Origin of the sequence: Martinezella multihospitum (assembly GCF_900094585.1) — a bacterium.
GTDB lineage: Bacteria > Pseudomonadota > Alphaproteobacteria > Rhizobiales > Rhizobiaceae > Rhizobium > Rhizobium multihospitium.
Map to the genome: position 1 here is coordinate 306056 of NZ_FMAG01000001.1, position 20298 is coordinate 326353.

Annotated in this window: 17 protein-coding genes; 4 read left to right on the forward strand and 13 right to left on the reverse strand. The window is 61.0% G+C overall.

The features are described from left to right. Positions 1-60: 60 nt before the first annotated feature. The 4 genes from GA0061103_RS01360 to GA0061103_RS01375 are packed head-to-tail and all read left to right on the forward strand — an operon-like array spanning position 61 to position 4880. The gene (locus GA0061103_RS01360) at positions 61-978 is read left to right on the forward strand and encodes a carbohydrate ABC transporter permease (protein WP_092706367.1); all 918 of its coding nucleotides are present in this window, start codon (positions 61-63) and stop codon (positions 976-978) included. Then, entirely contained in the window at positions 975-1850 is an 876-nt protein-coding gene (locus GA0061103_RS01365) for a carbohydrate ABC transporter permease (RefSeq protein ID WP_092706369.1), read from the forward strand. Before GA0061103_RS01360 ends, GA0061103_RS01365 begins: the two co-directional genes overlap by 4 nt. Positions 1851-1873: 23 nt before the next feature. Beyond that, positions 1874-3805, forward strand: a complete 1932-nt coding sequence (locus GA0061103_RS01370; protein WP_092706371.1) for a glycoside hydrolase family 127 protein — start codon at positions 1874-1876, stop codon at positions 3803-3805. 1 nt (position 3806) lies between these two features. After that, a complete protein-coding gene (locus GA0061103_RS01375; RefSeq protein ID WP_092706373.1) occupies positions 3807-4880 on the forward strand; it encodes an ABC transporter ATP-binding protein in 1074 nt (357 codons plus the stop codon). 24 nt (positions 4881-4904) lie between these two features. Here GA0061103_RS01375 and GA0061103_RS01380 read toward each other — a convergent pair whose 3' ends face one another. From GA0061103_RS01380 to murA, 13 genes are all read right to left on the reverse strand, one after another. Continuing rightward, positions 4905-7175 carry an FdhF/YdeP family oxidoreductase gene (locus tag GA0061103_RS01380; protein WP_092708500.1) on the reverse strand — a complete coding sequence of 757 codons (2271 nt, stop codon included), beginning with the start codon at positions 7173-7175 and terminating at the stop codon, positions 4905-4907. Between the two features lie 141 nt (positions 7176-7316). Further along, positions 7317-8267: a lytic transglycosylase domain-containing protein gene (locus tag GA0061103_RS01385; protein WP_092706375.1), complete on the reverse strand. Its 951-nt coding sequence runs from the start codon at positions 8265-8267 to the stop codon at positions 7317-7319. Between the two features lie 106 nt (positions 8268-8373). After that, entirely contained in the window at positions 8374-9489 is a 1116-nt protein-coding gene (locus GA0061103_RS01390) for an anhydro-N-acetylmuramic acid kinase (RefSeq protein ID WP_092706377.1), read from the reverse strand. Between the two features lie 10 nt (positions 9490-9499). After that, positions 9500-10519 (reverse strand): serine hydrolase domain-containing protein, encoded by a 1020-nt coding sequence (locus GA0061103_RS01395; RefSeq protein ID WP_092706379.1) that lies wholly within the window; start codon positions 10517-10519, stop codon positions 9500-9502. Positions 10520-10540: 21 nt separating this feature from the next. Beyond that, positions 10541-12280, reverse strand: coding sequence for an ABC transporter ATP-binding protein (locus GA0061103_RS01400; RefSeq protein ID WP_092706381.1), 1740 nt, complete (start codon positions 12278-12280; stop codon positions 10541-10543). Beyond that, positions 12277-13116 carry an ABC transporter permease gene (locus GA0061103_RS01405; RefSeq protein WP_092706383.1) on the reverse strand — a complete coding sequence of 280 codons (840 nt, stop codon included), beginning with the start codon at positions 13114-13116 and terminating at the stop codon, positions 12277-12279. The genes GA0061103_RS01400 and GA0061103_RS01405 overlap by 4 nt, the downstream gene beginning before the upstream one ends. Then, positions 13116-14075 carry an ABC transporter permease gene (locus tag GA0061103_RS01410; RefSeq protein ID WP_092706385.1) on the reverse strand — a complete coding sequence of 320 codons (960 nt, stop codon included), beginning with the start codon at positions 14073-14075 and terminating at the stop codon, positions 13116-13118. The genes GA0061103_RS01405 and GA0061103_RS01410 overlap by 1 nt, the downstream gene beginning before the upstream one ends. Before the next feature lie 129 nt (positions 14076-14204). Further along, positions 14205-15650 (reverse strand): ABC transporter substrate-binding protein, encoded by a 1446-nt coding sequence (locus GA0061103_RS01415; RefSeq protein WP_245304690.1) that lies wholly within the window; start codon positions 15648-15650, stop codon positions 14205-14207. A gap of 156 nt (positions 15651-15806) precedes the next feature. Next, positions 15807-16730: an N-acetylmuramic acid 6-phosphate etherase gene (murQ, locus tag GA0061103_RS01420; protein ID WP_092706389.1), complete on the reverse strand. Its 924-nt coding sequence runs from the start codon at positions 16728-16730 to the stop codon at positions 15807-15809. Between the two features lie 394 nt (positions 16731-17124). Beyond that, positions 17125-17574: a type II toxin-antitoxin system VapC family toxin gene (locus tag GA0061103_RS01425; RefSeq protein WP_092706391.1), complete on the reverse strand. Its 450-nt coding sequence runs from the start codon at positions 17572-17574 to the stop codon at positions 17125-17127. Next, complete coding sequence (locus GA0061103_RS01430; RefSeq protein WP_092706393.1) at positions 17571-17822, reverse strand: type II toxin-antitoxin system Phd/YefM family antitoxin; 252 nt, start codon at positions 17820-17822, stop codon at positions 17571-17573. The genes GA0061103_RS01425 and GA0061103_RS01430 overlap by 4 nt, the downstream gene beginning before the upstream one ends. A 98-nt stretch (positions 17823-17920) precedes the next feature. After that, on the reverse strand, positions 17921-18820 hold the full coding sequence (locus GA0061103_RS01435) for a glucosamine kinase nucleotide-binding domain-containing protein (RefSeq protein ID WP_092706395.1): 900 nt from the start codon (positions 18818-18820) through the stop codon (positions 17921-17923). After that, positions 18817-20073, reverse strand: coding sequence for a UDP-N-acetylglucosamine 1-carboxyvinyltransferase (gene murA, locus GA0061103_RS01440; RefSeq protein WP_092706397.1), 1257 nt, complete (start codon positions 20071-20073; stop codon positions 18817-18819). Before murA ends, GA0061103_RS01435 begins: the two co-directional genes overlap by 4 nt. Positions 20074-20298: the final 225 nt, after the last annotated feature.

Genomic DNA, 20298 nt, shown 5'->3' on the forward strand with positions numbered 1-20298 from the left:
CACCCGCGCCGGGGAGCTTTGTGCTCCCCGGTTCCTCCATCGCAATATCGGGAGCATTCCATGGCCGGCCCTGGAGCTATCGCAACCGCGCGTCCGCGAAAACGGCGACGGCGTGCCAGTTGGCACGGGTTTCTCTATATCGCGCCGGCCATGGCGCTCGTTATCGTCTTCTTCGTCCTGCCGGTGGTCTTTACCTTTTGGATGAGCTTCCACAACTGGCCATTGCTCGGCAATCCGCGCTGGATCGGCTTCGGCAATTATATCCGCATGGTCTCCGACATGCGCTTCATGGCAGCCCTGCGCTTCACCGCCTATTACACCGTCGTCGTCACCATTGCGATCTTCGCAGTCGCCTTTCCGCTCGCCTTCTTCGTGGAAAAGCATCGGCCCTTCGTCGGCTTCTACCGGACGATCATCTTCCTTCCCGTCGTTGTCGGGCTGGCGACGGCGTCGCTGCTCTGGGTCTGGCTTGCCAATGTTGACGCCGGCTTCTTCGCGCCGGTCGCGCTGGCGCTTGGCCTCGTCGACAAGAGGCCGAACCTGCTTGCCGATTTCGACATGGCATTCGCAACAATCATCGTCATGGTGGTCTGGAAGATCGCTGGCTTCACCATGATCATTCTGCTGACCGGCCTGCAGGCAATCCCTTCCGAGCTGACCGAGGCCGCCCGGATCGATGGCGCCAAGCGCTGGCAGCGCTTCCGGCATCTGACCCTGCCACTGATGCGCCGCACGATCGCGCTCGCGCTGATCATATCCATTACCGGCTCGGTGCTTGCCTTCGACCAATTCTACATCATGACATCAGGCGGCCCGCAAAACCGCATGATTTCCGTCGTCTATTACATCTTCAACCAGTCCTTCGTGTCCTTCAACCTCGGCTATGGCGCGGCGCTCTCGATCGCCCTCCTCGTCATCCTGGTGCTGATCAGCATCGTCCAGCTCTGGCTGCTGCGCGTCGGGGAGGACAAGCCATGACCCAAACCACAACTACGGCAAAGGAACGCCGCGCAAGGCGCAAGCTCTTAGATGGCATCGGCTATCACGGCATCGGCGTCATCATCGTCATCTTCTTCTTCGCACCATTCGCCATCGCACTGCTGTCGTCGTTCCGGCATGGAACCGAGGCGAGCCTTCCACCACTGCCGCCATGGCCGACGACCGGCTTCAGCTTCGATGCCTATCGCTCGCTCGACGGCTTCGGCGCCGGCGTGGTGCAGCATACGCTGAACTCGCTTTTCGTCTCGGTCGCAACCGTGCTTCTGACCGTCATCGTCAGCCTGCTCGCCGGCTATGGCTTCTCGCGCTATCATTTCCCCTTCAAGGGCGCGCTCTTCATCCTGATCATCGCGACGCTGATGATCCCCTTTCAGTCGATCCTGACGCCGCTCTTCATCATTCTGGCGAGGCTCGGCCTCAACAATTCGCTGATTGGGCTGACGCTCGTCTATGTAACGCTGCAGCTTCCCTTTTCGGTCTTCATGATGCGCAATGCCTTTGACGCCGTGCCGAAGGAAATCGAGGAGGCCGCGCGTATCGACGGCGCGCGCGATTTGAAACTGCTGTTCCGCGTCCTCTTCCCACTGGTACTGCCGGGTGTTGCGACCGTTGCGATCTTTGCCTTCCTCAATGCCTGGAACGAGTTCCTGGCGGCCCTGGTGCTCCTGTCGAGCAACGAGAAATTCACCCTGCCGGTGCTGATGATCGCCGTCAGGACCGGCCGCCTCGGCGCCGTCAACTGGGGTGCGGTCCAGGCCGGCATCGCCGTCATGACCATCCCCTGCGTCATCGTCTTTCTGCTTCTGCAACGCTACTATATGCGCGGGCTGATGGCCGGCGCGGTGAAATAACCCTTTAAGCAAGGATCAAAGCCATGTCTGACAAGCAAAACCGCCAGTTTCGCCCCCTGCCCGTTCCGAATGTCGAGCTCGCTGGCCTTTTCGGCGCCCGCCAGGATGCCATCTGCAATTCCACCGCAACGACGCTGCTCGACCGTTGCGTCGAGGCCGGCATGATCAAGGCCATCGACGTCGACCAACCAAGCCCTGGCATCGTCATTCCACTGCAGACATGGTCGGGCTCCACACAGATGTTCTGGGACAGCGACCTCGGTAAATCGATCGAAACCATCGCCTATTCCCTCTATCGCCGCCCCAATGCGGAGCTGGAAGCGCGTGCGGATGCCATCATCGACATGTATGAAAGGATGCAGGAGAAGGATGGCTATCTGAACGCGTGGTTCCAGCGCGTCCAGCCCGGCCGCCGCTGGACGAATCTGCGCGATCATCACGAACTTTATTGCGCCGGCCATCTGATCGAGGCGGCCGTCGCCTATTACCAGGCAACGGGCAAGCGCAAGCTGCTCGACATCATGAGCCGCTTTGCCGATTACATGATCACCGTCTTCGGCCATGACGAGGGCCAGCTGCGCGGCTATTGCGGCCATGAGGAAGTGGAGCTCGCGCTCGTCAAGCTCGCTCGCGTCACTGGCGAGAAGAAGTACCTCGATCTCGCCAAATACTTCATCGACGAGCGCGGCCAGGAACCGCATTTTTTCACCGATGAAGCGCTTCGCGACGGCCGCGACCCCAAGAATTTCGTACAGAAGACCTATGAATACAGCCAATCGCACTTGCCGGTGCGCGACCAGGCGAAGGTCGTCGGCCATGCCGTGCGCGCCATGTACCTCTATTCCGGCATGGCCGATATCGCCACCGAATATAATGACGATACGCTGACCGCCGCACTCGAAGCACTCTGGGACGATCTGACGACCAAGCAGATGTATGTGACCGGCGGCATCGGGCCGGCGGCCTCCAATGAGGGCTTTACCGACTATTACGATCTACCGAACGAAAGCGCCTACGCCGAGACCTGCGCCTCTGTCGGTCTGGTCTTCTGGGCCAATCGCATGCTCGGCCGCGGACCGAACCGCCGCTATGCCGACATCATGGAAGTGGCGCTCTATAACGGTGCCATGGCGGGCCTGTCGCAGGACGGCAAGACCTTCTTCTACGAAAATCCGCTGGAAAGCGCCGGCAAGCATCATCGCTGGACCTGGCACCATTGCCCTTGCTGCCCGCCGAACATCGCGCGCCTGCTCGCCTCCGTCGGCTCCTACATGTATGCGGCCGCCGACAACGAGATCGCCGTCCATCTCTACGGCGAGAGCAAGGCCCGTGTGCCGCTCGCCGGCGGCCTGACGGTGCAGCTTTCCCAGACGACACGTTATCCTTGGGACGGCGCAATCCGCTTCGACGTTAGCCCCGATCGCGCCGCCAAATTTGCGCTGTCGCTGCGTATTCCCGAATGGGCCGATGGCGCGACGCTTGCAATCAATGGTGCGCCGGTCGATCTGGCACCGATCACCGTTGATGGCTACGCCCGTATTGAGCGGGAGTGGCAGGCGGGCGACCATGTCGACCTCACCCTTCCGCTCATCCCCCGCACGCTGTTTGCCAACCCGAAAGTCCGCCAGGACGCCGGGCGTGCTGCCCTGATGCGCGGGCCGCTTGTCTATTGCGTCGAGACCACGGATAACGGTCACGATCTCAACGGCATTTCGCTTTCCAGCAATCCGGCATCGGCCAAAACGACAGAAATCGCCGCGCTGGAAGGGGCGGTCGCGCTCGATGTCGCCGTCACGCGCGAGACGGCCGACTGGGGCTCCGATCTCTATCGGACGACACCGCCGAAGGGCACCCCTTCTACAGCCCGTTTCGTCCCCTATCATCTCTGGGACAACCGCGAGCCCGGCGAAATGCTCGTCTGGGTCCGCGCCGACCAGTTGCGTCACGGAGCCTGACATGACGAAGAAGGGAATGCGCCTGACCGGCGTCCGCAAGAGCTTCGGCGGGCTGGAGGTCATACATGGCATCGACCTCGACATACCGGAAGGCGCCTTCGTCGTCTTCGTCGGCCCCTCCGGCTGCGGCAAGTCCACGCTGCTGCGCATGATTGCCGGACTGGAGGAGGTCACCGACGGCGAAATCGCCATCAAGGGCCGGGACGTTACCGATCTCGACCCGTCCGAGCGCGGCATCGCCATGGTCTTCCAGTCCTATGCGCTCTATCCGCATATGAGCGTTCGCGACAATCTCGGTTTCGGCCTGAAAATGGCGCGGACCGACGCATCCGAAATCGAAAGGCGCGTGCGTTCCGCCGCGGCGATCCTCAAGATCGATCATCTCTTGGACCGCCGCCCAGGACAGCTCTCCGGCGGCCAGCGCCAGCGTGTCGCCATTGGCCGTGCCATCGTTCGCGAGCCGGATGTCTTTCTCTTCGACGAGCCGCTCTCCAATCTCGATGCGGAACTGCGCGTTTCCATGCGCATCGAAATCGCCCGACTGCATCGCGAACTCGGCAATACGATGATCTATGTCACCCACGACCAGACCGAGGCTATGACGCTCGCCGACAAGATCGTCGTGCTGAGAGATGGCCGGATCGAGCAAGTCGGCAGCCCGCGCGAAGTCTATGAGGATCCGGCCAACAGTTTCGTGGCCGGCTTCATCGGCTCGCCGAGGATGAACATGATCGAAGCTACTTGGTCCGATGACCGGACGGCGAAGGTCGGAAACACTGGCATCAAGGTCGACCTTGCACACACTAAGCCATCGGCGGGAGAAAAGATCCTGCTTGGCATGCGCCCCGAACATTTCGTCGTTGCGTCAAATGCGGACGATTCCGTGCAGGTCACGGTCGACGTCACCGAATATCTGGGCGGTACGCGTTATCTCTACTGCCAGACAGAGGACGGTCAGCCTATCATTGCCGAATATCGCGACGGACCGCAGATCGAGCGCGGCGACACGCTCCATCTGCATTGCCCGCCCGAGCGGCGGCGCTATTTCGACAAGCAGGGAGGAAGGTTGCGGTAGTTCGCTTGCGTAAGAAGGTTGATATCAAGCCGCCTTGCTGATGTGGACCGGAATGGACTTGTAGGATGGCGTGCCGCTTTCCTTGTCCTGATAGTCGAGCGGGATCAGGCAGTTCGCTTCGGGATAATAGGCGGCGACAGAGCCCTCCGAAATATCGTAGGAAATCGCCGTCAACTGCAGCAATCGCTTGGCCCCCGAAGGAAGCGCCGTCTCGATCTCGACGAGATCCCCGTGTTCCAGTCCATTGGCACGCAGGTCCTTGTCGTTCATGAACAGCACGTCACGACGGCCGAATACGCCGCGATAGCGGTCGTCCAGGCCATAGATGGTCGTGTTGTACTGGTCATGGCTGCGGATCGTCGCGAGTTTGAGGATGCTCTTATCCGAAAGCGAGATGTCTTCGTTCAGACCATCAAAGAGCTTGAACTCCGCCTTGCCGGACGGTGTCTTCCAGACACGCTCCGTCGGCCCGATGGGAAGGCGGAAGCCACCCGGCACGCGGATACGCTCATTGTAGTCGGCGAAATCCGGATAGACGATTTCGATCTTGTCGCGGATCAGATCATAGTCGGTGATGAGCTCCATCCAGGCGACCTTGCTATTCGGCAGGGTCGCCTGCGCCATCGCGGCAACGATAGCAGGCTCGGAACGCAGCTGATCGGAGGCCGGCTTCAGCCGACCGCGCGAGGCATGCACCATCGACATCGAATCCTCGATCGTCACCGATTGAGCGCCGGTCGCCTGAATGTCCTGCTCGGTACGGCCAAGCACGGGGAACAGGAAGGATTCCTTACCGATCAAGAGATTGGAGCGATTGAGCTTGGTGTTCATATGGACAGCAAGATCGAGCTTGCGCATCGCCTCGGCGCACAGCGCCGGATCGGGAAGCGCGATCGAGAAGTTGCCGCCGAGGCAGAGCAACACTTTCGAACGTCCCTCTGCCATTGCCTGCATGGCGGCAACGGCATCATGACCATGATGGGCCGGCGACGTGAAGCCGAACGCCCGTTCGATGCCTTCGATCAGGGCTGGCGTCGGCTTCTCGGTGATCCCGACGGTACGATTGCCCTGCACGTTGGAATGGCCGCGCAGCGGGCAAATGCCGGCGCCCGGCCTGCCGAAATTGCCGCGCAGCAACAAGAGATTGGCGATCTGCTGGACATTGGCCGTTCCCTTGGCATGCTGGGTGATGCCCATGCCATAGGCGACGATCGTTGCCTTCGACTTCGCATAAACAGCGGCCACCCGCTCCAGATCGGCGCGGGCAAGACCAGAGACCCGCTCGATATCGGTCCACTCAGTCTGTTTGATATCGGCAACAAGAGTATCGAAGCCAGTGGTGTGTTCAGCGATGAAGGCATGATCGAGAACGTCTGGCGACGTTTCGGCCAGCGCCAGAACCGCTTTCATGATGCCCTTCAGCGCGGCGGCATCGCCACCGATCTTGACTTGATAATAGGATGAGGCGATCCGCGTAGAGCCGAAGGTTCCCATCTCGATCGGATCCTGCGGATCGGTGAAACGCTCCAGCGCCCGCTCCTTCAGCGGGTTGAAGACGATGATCGGCACGCCGCGGCGCGAGCATTCATGCAGCGTTCCCATCATGCGCGGATGATTGGTGCCGGGATTGTGCCCCATGGAGATGATCAGATCGCATTCATCGAAGTCGTCGAGCGAGACGGTGCCCTTGCCGATGCCGATCGATTGCGGCAGGCCGACGCTTGTCGCCTCGTGGCACATGTTCGAGCAGTCGGGAAAATTGTTGGTGCCGTATTCGCGGGCAAAGATCTGGAAGAGGAAGGCCGCCTCGTTGGAAGCACGGCCGGAGGTGTAAAATTCGACCATATCCGGATCGGGCTGGCTCCGCATGACCTCGCCGATGCGGGCAAAGGCGTCTTCCCAGGCAATTGGCTGATAGGTATCGGATGCCCGGTCGTAGACCATCGGATGGGTCAGTCGGCCGGAATTCTCCAGTTCGTAGTCGCTCCAGGTCAGAAGCTCGCTGACTGTATGTTCGGCGAAGAATTCCGGCGTCACGCGCTTGTTCGTCGCTTCCCAGGTGACGGCCTTGGCGCCGTTTTCACAGAACTGGAAGGTGGAGGTGTGCTCCTTGTCGGGCCAGGCACAGCCGGGGCAATCGAAGCCCGTGGGCTTGTTGGTGCGCAGCAGAAGACCAGGCGCCTCGGTGATGTCCATCTGCTCACGCACCGCATTGGCCGTGGCTTTCAACGCGCCCCAACCGCCGGCGGGGCTGTTATAGGGACGAATACCGGGGACTTCACGCTTTTGCGCCATCATACGCTCCTTTGGCTACCCAAACGGCTTCCTCCCAAAGGCCGGGCTTACAAGAAATAAGCTTGCGACATCAGGGAGTAAAGCACAATCAGGCGACAGAAAATCAAACAATCACAAAGCGTGATGGAGCTATGCGCAACGCTAGTTCTTGAAGACGAGACAGGAGCCGCCCTGCTGCCGGACCTGCGTGCAAACGGCATCCGCTTCCTCCCGTGTTTGCCGCGGAATGCGCGCCGCATAACGGACACGACGGCCGAAATCGGCATTGCGCTGCCGCACGATCAACGGCTTCTCCGTATTCAGCGGTGACGGCAGTTTTCTTATATTTGCGGTAAACAGGCGGCGAGCGGCATCCAACTGAAAATGCTCGGCCAATTGCGCGCCCCAGGGCGCCCACGGCCGCTCCTGTTCCAAGGGAATGGGTTTCAGGCGCCGGCTCTGCGCAAGCGCGACGCAGGAATCGACAAACGGCCTGCTCTTATCCAGTACGGGAGCTGCTATATCGGGCGGATCATCGCGCCATTCCTCGACACTATGGGCAGTGATCGCGCTCACATAGTTGCGCGTCTCATAGGGAAGCCCACCCGAATTCAGGAAATTGGCAAGACCGGCTTCGCCGGCGTTATAGGCAGCGGCAGCCAATCCCAAATTGCCGAAACGATCGCGCAATTCATCAAGATAGGTCGCCGCCTTGCCGAGCGCTTCTAGCGCATCATAGCTGTCGCGCACGCCACGCAGCTTCGCCGTTCCAGGCATGAACTGCGCGATGCCGCGCGCGCCTTTGGGACTGACGGCATCGGAGCGAAACAGGCTTTCGCGCCAGACGAGCCGCGCCAGATAATCCGGCGGCAGATGGTTGGCATGCGCGAAATATTCGATGGCCGTGCAGAGATCGCGATTGTAGCTGTCCTTGCGCAGGCACAGCGTTTGACCCGTCTCCGTCGTCAGCGGTCCGGAAATGCAAACAGGTGGTGCGACACTCCATTCCGGTTGGGCTCTCGCAGGTCTGAAAGCAGCACCGTCAATGGCAAATGCGATCGCAAAAGCGACGATGATGCCGACGAAGCCTGCCCGATAATGCCTGCCTGCCATTTAAGCGATATCCGTCCGAGACCAACAGATCGCAAATTCGCGGCCCCTTCATAGCATCGATGGACAAAGGCGAAAACCTCCGAAGCGATAGCCAGCGCGCAGGCTGCTACTCCGCGAGGCAGCCGCCGCGCATCGGCGCCGGCACGCCCGTCGTGCCGGGAAAGCTGATCGGCAGGCCGCGCAGAACACGTACAGCAAGAAACGCAAAGCACTCCGCCTCGACAGCGTCGCCGCGCCAGCCGAGGTCTTCGGCAAAGATCGGCTCGACGCCGGCCCTGCTCTTCAGCATCGACATGATCGTCGGATTGTGCCGGCCGCCGCCGCTGACGACGACCTTGCTCGGCCTGCGCGGCAGCAGGTCCAGCGCCTTGCCGACGGCGCTTGCCGTAAAGGCCGAGAGCGTGGCGGCGCCATCTTCCGGACTGAGGCCATCGGCCATGGAGGCGCCGAAGTCGAAACGATCCAGCGACTTCGGATAGGGTGCCGTGAGATAGGGATGCTGCAGCAACCGCTCGAGTCGCGCTTCATCTACCTTGCCGGCACGTCCAAGCGCACCGTCGCGGTCCATCTCGCCAAGTCCGTGGGATTTGATGAAATCATTGAGTGGCGCATTGGCCGGGCCGGTATCGAAAGCAACGAAATTGCCCTCTCCGTCCCACCAGGTGACATTGGCAACGCCGCCGAGGTTGAGAATGGCCGCCTCGCCAGCAGCGCCCGCCCCGCGCAGCAGCGCGGTATGATAGGCCGCCGCGAGCGGTGCGCCCTGCCCGCCGGCGCGCATGTCTGCCGAGCGGAAGTCATAAGCGACCTTGGTGCCAAGGATCGAACGCATCAGCTCGCCATCGCCAAGCTGGCGCGTCTGCCCGAGCCTGTCCTTCTGCGGTGCGCGATGCAGCACGGTCTGGCCATGGAAGCCAACGACACCGATATCGGCCATCGTCATGCCGTTGCTTTCGACGAGCTCCTTCACGGCTTCCGATTGAGCCCGCGTCAAGGCCTCCTCGGCCGCCTTGAAGATCGCCGGTTCAGGCCCCTCGAAATTCCATGTGCGTGCCTGCCGCAGCGTCTCTTCCAGCAGTTCCCGAATCCAGCTGGGGTAGGGAGCCAGAACATAGGGGCCGAATTCCTCGACGCGTTCACCGTCCGTCTTCAGCATGGCAACATCGATATTGCCGTCGAGGACGGTTCCGGTCATCAGACCGACTGCCCAGATTGGTTCCATGGTCAGGCTCCTATGCTGCGTTGACGAGATCGCTGACGGCCTGGCGAAGCGCGAGAATGCCGCTATCGAAGTGACGTGTCGGATGAATGCGGTTGGTAAGCAAGGTCCAGGCCCTGCCCCGATCGAAATCGACCCAGAGGGCCACACCGGTAAAGCCGGTATGCCCGATCGTGCCCGGCGAGCAGAGCGCGCCACCGTGCCAGCCGTCGTGGGGTCGCTCCCAGCCATGGGTGCGCGTTGCCGAAAGAGGTGTCCGCATCAGGGCGATCGACTGTGCAGATGCGCCGCTGCCGTCGAGCAGGCCTTTGGCAAAATCGAGGATTGCGTCCGCCGTTCCGAACAGGCCGGCATGACCGGCGCCCTGCAGCGCCGAACAATTATCGTCATGGACCTCGCCCGACAGCATACGGTGACGCCAAGTGCAGTCTTCCGTTGCAGCAGCCAATTCAGGCGGCGCGGAGAAGGCAAATCCCGGCCCCGGATCCATGGCGCGAATTGTCTTTTTGCTAAGCCGCTCCAGCGCGAAGCCAAGCAGGATGAAGTTGATATCGGAATAGACAGGCGCGCCGGCGCGCCATTCGCGCTGCAGGATGAAGCTGCGCAGGAGGTCGGGGTCGCGACCATAGGTGTAGATCGGCTCGACCGCCGGGAATGGCGTCTGATGTCCGAGGCATTGGCGGAATGTTACCTTTCGTTCCCATGCCTCGGCACTATACTGACGCAGATCGGGCAGAAGTTCGATCAACGGAGCATCAAGATCGATGATACCGGCCTCGGCCAGAGCAAGAATCCGCGGCGTCGTGAAAATGACCTTGGTAAGCGACGCAAGATCGAACCAGGTATCGACCAGCATCGGCCTGACGGCAGGCACCTTTTGCGCCGAGCCGACGGCACGAACCTGCCTGATACCATCGAGATCGACCATGCCCAGCACGCCGCCGGGGATGCGCGCGGTTGCAACCGATTGCTCGAGCGGCATGAAAGCCCGATCGAAACGCTCCTGAAACTGCATGCTCCCCCCTGCTGCCATCTCGCCTCCCTTTGACCTCGCTCAGGCTTCCGCCAGGGCGATGTGATCCGGCGCAAAGCGACGCCACTCGGGAACATCAGGCTCGAAGCCCAGCGGGCGCACCAGCGACGGAACCTGGCGGGTGTCGAGCGTGAAGTTTTCCTTGCGTCGCGCAACCGTCGGAACCGCCGCGATCAACCGCCTGGTATAGGAATGCTTGGGCTCCGACAAGACGGAGGCGGCATCGCCGATCTCGACGATCTGCCCGGCATAGATCACCGCGATGCGATGGGCGATGCGTTCCACGACGGCCATGTCATGCGAGATGAAGAGATAGGCGAGCCCGTATTCGCGCTGCAACTCGATCAGCAATTCCAGGACCTGCGCCTGAACGGAAACGTCAAGCGCCGAAACCGCCTCGTCGAGCACCAGCACGGAAGGATTGAGCATCAGGGCACGTGCGATGCAAAGCCTCTGGCGCTGACCGCCGGAAAATTCATGCGGATAGCGCTCCAAGGCGTTTTCCGGCAATCCCACGCGCTTCAACAGCATAAGCATGCGCTCGCGCGTTTGGGCCGAAACACGCGCGCCGGATGCGATGACGGGTTCGGCAAGGATGGTGTCGACACGCAGGCGCGGATTGAGTGAGGCATAAGGGTTCTGGAAGACCATCTGCACCGCGCTGGTGCGATCTGCCGCTTTGCCGGCAGTCGTCGTGAAGGTGCCGCGCGTCGATTTGACGAGCCCCAGGATCGCTCTTGCGGTGGTCGACTTGCCCGAACCGCTCTCGCCGACGATCGCCAGCGTCTCTCCCGGCATCAGGTCGAAACCGACGCCTTCGACCGCATGTACCGCACCAGCCGATCGGCGCAGGAAGCCGCCCTTCACCGGAAAACGGACGGTCAAGCCTTCCACCTTCAGTGCCGGCTTGGAGGATGGGCCTTCGCGCTGGAAATCGCTGCGCGCTGCCTGTCCCGAGGCGAAATGCGGCACCGAATGCAGAAGGTGCTGGGTGTAGGGATGCTTGGGATGATCGAGGATCTGATTAAGCTCGCCCTGCTCCACCGCCTGGCCGGCCTGCATCACCATCACCTTGTCGGCAATGCCGGCAACAAGGCCGATGTCATGGGTGATGAAGATCATCGACATGCCGGTTTCGCGCTTCAATTCGGCAAGCAAGGCCATGATCTGCGCCTGCACGGTGACATCAAGCGCCGTTGTCGGCTCGTCGGCGATCAGAAGGCGGGGATTGCAGGCAAGTGCGGTCGCGATCATCACGCGCTGCAACATGCCGCCGGAGAGCTGGTTCGGGCAATAGGTCAGCCGCCGCGCCGCATCCGGAATGCGCACACGATCCAGTGCATCCTTGGCCGCCGCCTTCGCCTGGCTTCCCGTCAGGCCGCGATGCAGCCGGAACGATTCCTCGATCTGCGTGCCGATCGTCAGAACCGGGTTGAGAGAGGTCATCGGCTCCTGGAAGATCACGCCGATCTCGCCGCCACGGATCTTGGTCAGTTCCGCCTCACTCGCCTTGGTCAGATCCAGAATGCTGTTATCGGCGCGCTTGAGCCGGATCGAGCCGCTGGTAATGCGGCCGCCGCCGAAATCGACCAGACGATTGATCGACAGTGCCGTGACCGACTTGCCCGAGCCGCTCTCGCCGACGATCGCCAACGTCTCGCCAGCTTCAAGATCGAAGCTGACACCGCGAACGATGGGATTGGCGTCGGGGTTGCGTCCGAAACCGACGCTGAGATTGGAAACGGAAAGAAGCGGCGTCATACCGTCGACCTCCGCATCTTCGGATCGAAAATATCGCGCAGCGCGTCGCCAAGCAGGTTGAAGCCGAGAATGGATATCATGATGGTCACGCCGGGAAAGATCAGCAGCCAGGGCGCTGTTTCCATGAGATTGCGACTGTCGCTCAGCATCAGACCCAGTGACGAGGCCGGCGGCTGCGTTCCCAGACCGAGAAAGCTCAGACCCGCCTCCGTCAGCAGAGACCAGGCGAGCGCCAGTGTCACCTGCACGGTCAAGGGAGCCACGAGATTGAGCAGCAGATGCCGCGTCAGGATATAGGACGTACCGCTGCCGAAAGTGCGAGCGGCATCGACGAAATCGCGCCCCTTCAGCGACAACGCCGGCCCACGCACGACGCGGGTAAAGATCGGCGTATAGACGATCGCAATCGCAGCGACGCTGGTCCAGGTTCCGGGACCGACTATGGCGATGATGAGCAGCGCCAGCAGGATCGCCGGAAAAGCCAAAAGCACATCCATCAGTCGCATGATGACGCCATCCCAGCGCTTGCCCGACCATGCGGCGGTCAGGCCGAGCACAGTGCCAATCAGAGTCGCGAGCGCAACTGAAAAGAAGGCGACGGTAAAGGACTCGCCGATGCCGTTCATCAAGCGGCTGGCCACGTCGCGTCCCAGCAGGTCCGTGCCCATCCAATAGGCATAACTGGGCGATTGCAGGCGTGCCAGTGCATTGCGTGCCACGGGATCATGCGGCGTCAGGCCAAGCATGCCAAGGATGGCAATGACGATGTAGACGAGCACGATGACGCCGCCGATCCGGCCGCTCATGTGTGAAAAAATGGCCTTGACGATCCGCATCAGCCTTCTCCGAGACGGACGCGCGGATCGAGCGCGACATAGGCAAGATCGACCAATAGATTGACCACCATGAAATTGAGCGCGATGAACAGGACGCAGCCTTGGACCAAGGCATAGTCACGCTGCTGGATCGCATCCAGCACCAGGCGACCGAGGCCGGGTAGCGCATAGATCTGCTCGACCAACACGGCGCCGCCGAGCAGATAGCCGAATTCGACGCCGCTCAGCGTCACCACCGGGATCAACGCATTCGGCAGTGCATGCCGCCAGATGACGCCGCGCGCCGGAACGCCACGGCTGCGGGCGGTGCGTACATAATCGTCGCTCAGGACATCGAGCATGGCGGAGCGCACGACGCGGGTCACGGACGCGGCAAAGGCAAAACCAAGCGTTAATGCCGGCAGGATCATCTGGCCGAGGTTTTCGATCGGGTTCTCCCAAAGGGGGGTGAAGGCGCCCATGGTCGGCAGCACGCCGAAGCCGGCGGACAGAGCATAGATCAGCAACAGCCCGAGAACGAAATTCGGCGTTGACTGCCCGATCATGGCGACGATGCGCACGAGAAGATCGGACAGCTTTTCGTTTCGCGTGGCGGCAAAGACGCCGGCAGGCAGGCCGATGGCAAGCGCGATCACCATGGAGAGCAGCGCAAGCTCAAGCGTCAGCGGGAACCGCTCCAGGATGATATCGAGGACCGGCTTGCCATAGGTGACGGAGATGCCGAGATTGCCCTGGAAGACCCCGAGCAACCAATGCCAATACTGGATTGGCCAGGATTGATCGATGCCGAAATAGGCGGCAAGGGCCTGCCGCTGCTCCGGCGTCAGCAGGCCCGCATTGGTTCCGAGCATCGCCGTAATCGCATCGCCCGGCACCAGCCGGATAGCGACGAAGACGAAGATGGACACGCCCAGCATGATCAGCGGGAATGTCATCAGCCGGCGCGTCAGATACGACATTACAATTCCCCTAAAACAATTTCAGCTAAACCAAGATATGAGTTCATGGCTGAAACTGCATAAAAACAAAGAGATAGAGCATTTCCATAAGATCGCTTACGAGGGAAATGCTATCAATCCCGACTGCCGTTACTTGATCGACACCTTGCTGAGGCCAAACAGCGAGCCGGTCGGCGTCGGCACGAAGCCCTCGACATTCTTCTGCTCGGCCGTGTAGCCATAGGCCGTATAGAGCCAGATCCAGGGCGAGACCTCGGCGAGATGCTTTTCGAATTCCGCGAAGATTTCCTTGCGCTTGGCCGGATCGGTTTCGGCACGACCCTTCTGCATCAGGCTGTCGAGCGTATCGTCGATGTAGTTGGCGACCTTCTGCAGGTTGCCCGACTTGGTCCAGTAACGGTTATACATCGAATAAGGGTCGGCGCTGCCGCCGTTCAGAGCCACCGCCATGTCGAAATTGCCCTTGAGCCAGGTGTCGACATAGACGTTGAGTTCCATCACCTTGATGTCGAGCTTGATGCCGATTTCGGCAAGCTGCGACTGGATGACCTGCGCCTCCGCAGTCGCCGTCGGCGGTTCGCCGGTTGCGGCGATCACAGTTGCGGAAAAGCCGTTGGCAAAGCCGGCATCGGCCATCAGCTTCTTCGCCTTGGCGACATCGCGCGTATAGCAGAAAAGCTTGCTAGGATCGGTCGCATAGAGCGGCATCGTCAGCGGCCCGGTCACCTTGCCCTCGCCGAGGGCGGCCGTATCCATCACGTCCTTGCGGTCGATGGCGCAGGAGATCGCCTGGCGCACCGCCAGCTGATCCATCGGCTTGCGGGAGGGATTGAGCTGCAGGACGTTGTAGGAGAGGATCGGCGTGCGGGTAAGCTGCAGCTTCGGCTCTTTCGGCACCAGCGTTGCCACGAGCGGGTCATTCAGCAGCGCGAAATCGATCTGGCCGGTGCGCAGCGATGCGAGAATCGCGGTTTCATCGGGCAACACGCTGATGTTGATGCCGTCGACGCCGGTGGCGCCGCCTGCCCAATCCTTGTTGGCGCTCAGGACTTCCTTGGAGTTCGGAACCCAGCTGTCGAGCTTGAAGGGGCCGGAGCCGATCGCCTTCGTGCCGATCGTGCCGGCGGTGATTTCACTGGCCGGAACGACGGCAGCGTTGAGGCTCGTCATGGAGGTCAGGATCGGAGCGTCGGGCTGCGACAGGTTGAAGACCACGGTATTGGCGTCGGGCGTATCGATGCTTGATATCGACAGGAAGTTGGCACGGGCAACCGCACCGGTCGCCTGATCGAGGATGCGCTGGAAGGAGGCCTTGACGTCAGCCGAGGTCACGGCCGCGCCGTTCTGGAACTTTGCCTTGGCGTTAAGCTTGAAGGTCAATTGCTTGCCATCGGGCGAGAACTGCCAGCTTTCGGCAACACCGGGCACGATCTGCAGATTGCCATCGAGGCGAACAAGCGGCTCGTAGATCAGTTCCAGCAGGCGGATGGAGGAGAAGGCCGTCTGCTTGTGCGGATCAAGCCCCGTCGCATCCTGTGACCACGCCATGTGCAGCGTCGCCGCCTCGACCGGCATCGCGACCGTCGCCAACCCAAGCCCCAGGGCCAGCGCCACGCCTGAAATCAGCTTCTTTCCAAAATTCCCTTCCACTGTCAGTCCTCCAAATTTTTTAAATGTCCCCGGCCGATTTTGGCCCGTTGATTGCCGTTGCAGCATGCCGCAGCGGTTGCTTCAAGCAGTCTTGGCGTTAATGGCCTTGCGCAGGAATCCATCAGCGTTTTGCAATGCCGTGCGGGCTTCTTCAATGCCCATCCCGGTAATTTCCATGAGAATGGCAAGCTTGACGTCGTTGCCGGTCAGATCGAGTACGCGCCGCGCTTCCTGCTGGGTGCAGCCCGTCGCCTGCATGACGATGCGCGAGGCGCGAGCCACCAGCTTCTTGTTGCTGGCGCTGACATCGACCATCAGGTTCTGATAGCTCTTGCCGATACGGATCATGCTGGCGGTCGTCAGCATGTTGAGGATGAGTTTCTGCGCCGTGCCGGACTTCAGACGGGTCGAGCCGGTCAGGATTTCCGGGCCGACAACCGGCGAGATCGCCAGATCGGCAATGCCGGCGATGATGGAATTCGGATTGCAGGATAGCGCCACCGTAAAGGCGCCGATGCTCTTGGCATAATTCAAGCCACCGATGACGTAGGGCGTGCGGCCGCTGACGGCGATGCCGACGACGACATCATCCTTGCTCAGATTGACCTCTTCCAGCGCCTGGCGCCCCTGTACCGGATCGTCTTCCGCGCCTTCGATCGAGCGCCGCAGCGCATCAGGGCCACCGGCAATGAGGCCGACGACCATCTCCGGCGGCACGCTGAAAGTGGGCGGGCATTCGGAGGCATCGAGCACACCGAGACGGCCGCTGGTACCCGCGCCCATATAGACCAACCGGCCGCCCTTCTGGAAGGCGGCGACGATCTGATTGACGGCGGCGGCAATCGCCGGAATGACCTTCTCGACGGCGACGGGCACCGTCTGATCCTCATAGTTGATTTCGCGCAGGATATCGAAGGTCGGCAGCAGATCGATATGCATCGTGTTGGGATTGCGCCCTTCGGAAACCAACTGCTCCAGCTCGGATATCAACTTCTGCTCTGTCATGGGCCTGCTCGCGAATAACGCTTCGATATCAATAGGTCACAGCGGCACGTTCGATCATTTTAGTACCGAACACACCACAGCAAAGATCGGTTTTCAGTCAGATGGCCGATTAATATCAACCTGGGCTCGGACGGCCTTTTCGGCTTCATTCCCTGCCCACTCCCTGCTTACCTTGGTTAACATTATGTCCGTTTATTCCTTCCGTCAATCCAGAAAGGAATAAAATATTCCACTCTTCCCGCGCAAATTCGCCACTGCGATTATGCGACGACAGTACACAGCGGTAAGTGTGATTTACCGACCACGCCAGCTAGCGCTGCAGCTCCAGATCGGTCAGTTTATTCGTAGATGTCGCCATCATCGCGCTGATTGCTATTCAATATGGAGGTAGCGATCATTCCGATCTGAAAACCGCCGGAAGATCAACCGATACGTCGAGCGGCTGGAAATGCCGTAAGTTCTCGGTAATGACGGTCAGGTCATAAGCTCGCGCCGTCGCTGCAATGATAATGTCGCCGAGGCCGGGATTGTGGCCCTTGCTTAGGGCGTCATCTTCCAGAGCGCCGGCAATCCGCGCGACGACCGTATCCATGGGTAGGATACGGTCACTAAAACTGTCGGTAATGAAATCGAGCCAGTTAGAAAGACGCTTGGCTCGCTCAGTCCCGCCACGACGATGAAGGGAGCGTATTCCCTTTTCGATCTCCGAGACAGACATGGCCGACAGAAAAAGCGCATCGGCTTCGCCCTGACTGTGGAACCAGATCCGGATGGCATCGGAGGGCGGCACCTTATCCGGCGCAAACCTGCTGATGATATTCGTGTCGAGCAGGTACTCTGTCACAAATCAACGTCTCTCATTTTTGAGGAGTTTCGATCCAGATCGACCCCACCGGGAAAGGTGAGCAGGAAATCCCCGAAATTCGGCCTTGGTTTCTCCAAAGCCTTCTTTGCGGCCTCGGCTGCTTCGACTGACACAAGCACGGCAGCGGGCTTCCCGTGGCGCGTGATGGTGACAAAATCACCGTTGGCAGCTTCATCGACCAGATTGGCAAAGCCTGCCTTTGCCTCTGCTACGCTAATTGTCGACATTACGGCTCTCAATCTAAAATGACCATATATAGTCAAAATAGGACTTGCTTTCGATGGAATCAAGAGGAAAGAGAAAGACGTTTATTGCATCCCCATGGTCATTCAGTTCGAGAACCGCAAATAGCCCGTCTTGCCAGAATGATCGCACCGGATACGGCGTCACCGTCGATGGGTTTCAAGCGCCGGCGCACATCCGGCGAAAGCCAAGGCTCCAGCGGACTAGCGAGCCCACCAAGGAGGCAGACACGCGGCGCGCCCTTCTCGAACAAAGTGCGGATCAGCGTGTCGATATGGCCGGCCGCGCTTTGCACGATCCGCCGTGCGGCAGCATCGCCCTGATCGGCGTGACGGAGGACCATGGGGGCCAGAGCCGCGTAATCCGTGGCGGAGGCCCGATCCATCCAGGCGACCGCCTCCATTGGGTCATTCTGAAAGCGCTGCATGATCTCGGCGAGCAGCGCCGTCTTCTGTTCGCGGCCATCATGGGCACGCAGCGCAAGCTGCACGGCCTTCAGCCCAAGATAAGCGCCGCTGCCCTCGTCCGAGATCGGAAAGCCATAACCGCCGACGCGCAATTGCCGTCCTTCGACGAGGCCGAGGCCAATCGAACCCGTCCCCGCGATGACGATGGCGCCATCGCGTCCGGAATGGGCTCCGAGGCAGGCGCCCGCGCCGTCGCTGATGAAATCGATGCTGGCGAAGGGGTGTTCTATCGCCTCGAGGGCAGCAAGCGCACCCTTCCGGCCGATCCCCGCCAGCCCAACGCCGGCGTGGATGCGCCCAATATCGGCGGCACTCAACCCCGCTTCTTCGATGGCGGCATCGAAGGCACGCGAAATCGATGCCCATGCTTCGGGAATGCCAAGACGGGTCGTTGCCGGCCCGGACAATCCCTGCCCTAGAACCGTGCCTTCGGCATCCTCTATACGCGCCCGGCAGCCGGTGCCACCGCCATCGATGCCAAGAAAATGGGAAGCGTTTTCCACTGCAGCGGTCATGACATCAGCCGTTCGATATCGGCGCCGCAGAGCCGGAGCTTGCGATCGAGCTGCTCGTAGCCGCGGTCGAGATGATAGACGCGGTTGACGATAGTTTCGCCTTCCGACACGAGGGCGGCGAGAACCAGCGAGACGGAGGCGCGGAGGTCCGTCGCCATCACCTGTGCCCCTTTGAGCGGCGCCCCACCGCGCACCAGCGCCGTCGTCCCCTGAAGTGTGATGTTGGCGCCGAGCCGCGTCAGCTCCGGTACGTGCATGAAGCGGTTTTCGAATACCGTCTCGCGGATCAGCGACGCCCCCTCCGCGCAGCAGGCCAGCGCCATGAACTGCGCCTGCAGGTCCGTCGGGAAGCCCGGATAGGGTTCCGTGGTGATATCGGCACCTTTAAGCGGGCCATCCCTGGAAACGACCAGTCCGCGATCGCTCGGCCAGACGCTGACACCCATGGCCTCGAGCGCCTGGACGACAGAGGCGAGATTTTCCAGCCGGGCATGGATGAGCTCGAGCTGGCCGCCGGTGATCGCCGCCGCCACGGCATAGGTGCCGGCCTCTATGCGGTCGGGGATGCCATGATGCCTGGCGGCGCGCCAGCTGGTGTCGCCGTCGATCAGAATCCGATGCGTGCCCGCCCCCTCGATCCGCGCACCCATGGCGCCAAGGCACACCGCCAGATCCGCCACTTCCGGCTCGCGGGCGGCATTCAGGATCTCGGTTTCGCCCTTGGCGGCACAGGCGGCCATCATTGCCGTCTCCGTCGCGCCGACGGATGGCGAACTCAGCACGATCCGCGCCCCTTTCAGCCCGTTCGACGCCGAGGCGACGATGAGACCGCTTTCGATCGCGATATCGGCACCGAGCGTCGCCAGAGCCTTGATGTGCATATCGACGGGCCGCGCGCCGATGGCGCAGCCGCCGGGAAGCGAAACACGCGCATGACCGAAACGGGCAAGTAGCGGCGCCAGCACCAGCACGGTCGCCCGCATGCGCCTGACGGTATCGTAGGACGTCTCCTTCGAGACGATATCGCTCGCATCGATCGTCGTGCCATGCGGCCCCCGCGCCACCTTCGCGCCATGGAGCGCAATGACACCCAGCATGTTCTCGACGTCGCTGACCGCCGGCAGGTTGGTCAATTCCAGTGGATGCTGGCTTAGCAGCGCCGCGGCGATCTGCGGCAAGGCGGCGTTCTTGGCGCCGGCTATGGTGACAGCGCCCTGCAACCTTTTGCCGCCGGAGATGCGAAGTCTGTCCATGATGAAAATCCATTGCGGAAAAAGACAGGGACACCACAAGTCCCTGATCCACTCACCAAAGACTATTCGCCAATTCCATACTGTCAACGGGATTTGGAATTTTTTATTCCAATTTGCTGTGATAGTGTCCGATCATGCGAAGCAAGGTTGCCGCGCTTGAACGGGATGCTATTTTCGGCGTTCGCCCTGCCCGCGTGAATCGCCTCGATGGCTGGAAGGACACCC

Coding starts and splice junctions, on each gene's coding strand:
- GA0061103_RS01430 (WP_092706393.1), bottom strand. CDS start 17,822: ATGTCGACAATTAGCGTAGCAGAGGCAAAGGCAGGCTTTGCCAATCTG.
- GA0061103_RS01405 (WP_092706383.1), bottom strand. CDS start 13,116: ATGCGGATCGTCAAGGCCATTTTTTCACACATGAGCGGCCGGATCGGC.
- GA0061103_RS01365 (WP_092706369.1), top strand. CDS start 975: ATGACCCAAACCACAACTACGGCAAAGGAACGCCGCGCAAGGCGCAAG.
- GA0061103_RS01435 (WP_092706395.1), bottom strand. CDS start 18,820: ATGACCGCTGCAGTGGAAAACGCTTCCCATTTTCTTGGCATCGATGGC.
- GA0061103_RS01385 (WP_092706375.1), bottom strand. CDS start 8,267: ATGGCAGGCAGGCATTATCGGGCAGGCTTCGTCGGCATCATCGTCGCT.
- murA (WP_092706397.1), bottom strand. CDS start 20,073: ATGGACAGACTTCGCATCTCCGGCGGCAAAAGGTTGCAGGGCGCTGTC.
- GA0061103_RS01390 (WP_092706377.1), bottom strand. CDS start 9,489: ATGGAACCAATCTGGGCAGTCGGTCTGATGACCGGAACCGTCCTCGAC.
- GA0061103_RS01400 (WP_092706381.1), bottom strand. CDS start 12,280: ATGACGCCGCTTCTTTCCGTTTCCAATCTCAGCGTCGGTTTCGGACGC.
- GA0061103_RS01410 (WP_092706385.1), bottom strand. CDS start 14,075: ATGTCGTATCTGACGCGCCGGCTGATGACATTCCCGCTGATCATGCTG.
- GA0061103_RS01370 (WP_092706371.1), top strand. CDS start 1,874: ATGTCTGACAAGCAAAACCGCCAGTTTCGCCCCCTGCCCGTTCCGAAT.
- GA0061103_RS01375 (WP_092706373.1), top strand. CDS start 3,807: ATGACGAAGAAGGGAATGCGCCTGACCGGCGTCCGCAAGAGCTTCGGC.
- GA0061103_RS01395 (WP_092706379.1), bottom strand. CDS start 10,519: ATGGCAGCAGGGGGGAGCATGCAGTTTCAGGAGCGTTTCGATCGGGCT.
- GA0061103_RS01360 (WP_092706367.1), top strand. CDS start 61: ATGGCCGGCCCTGGAGCTATCGCAACCGCGCGTCCGCGAAAACGGCGA.
- GA0061103_RS01415 (WP_245304690.1), bottom strand. CDS start 15,650: ATGCCGGTCGAGGCGGCGACGCTGCACATGGCGTGGTCACAGGATGCG.
- GA0061103_RS01380 (WP_092708500.1), bottom strand. CDS start 7,175: ATGGCGCAAAAGCGTGAAGTCCCCGGTATTCGTCCCTATAACAGCCCC.
- murQ (WP_092706389.1), bottom strand. CDS start 16,730: ATGACAGAGCAGAAGTTGATATCCGAGCTGGAGCAGTTGGTTTCCGAA.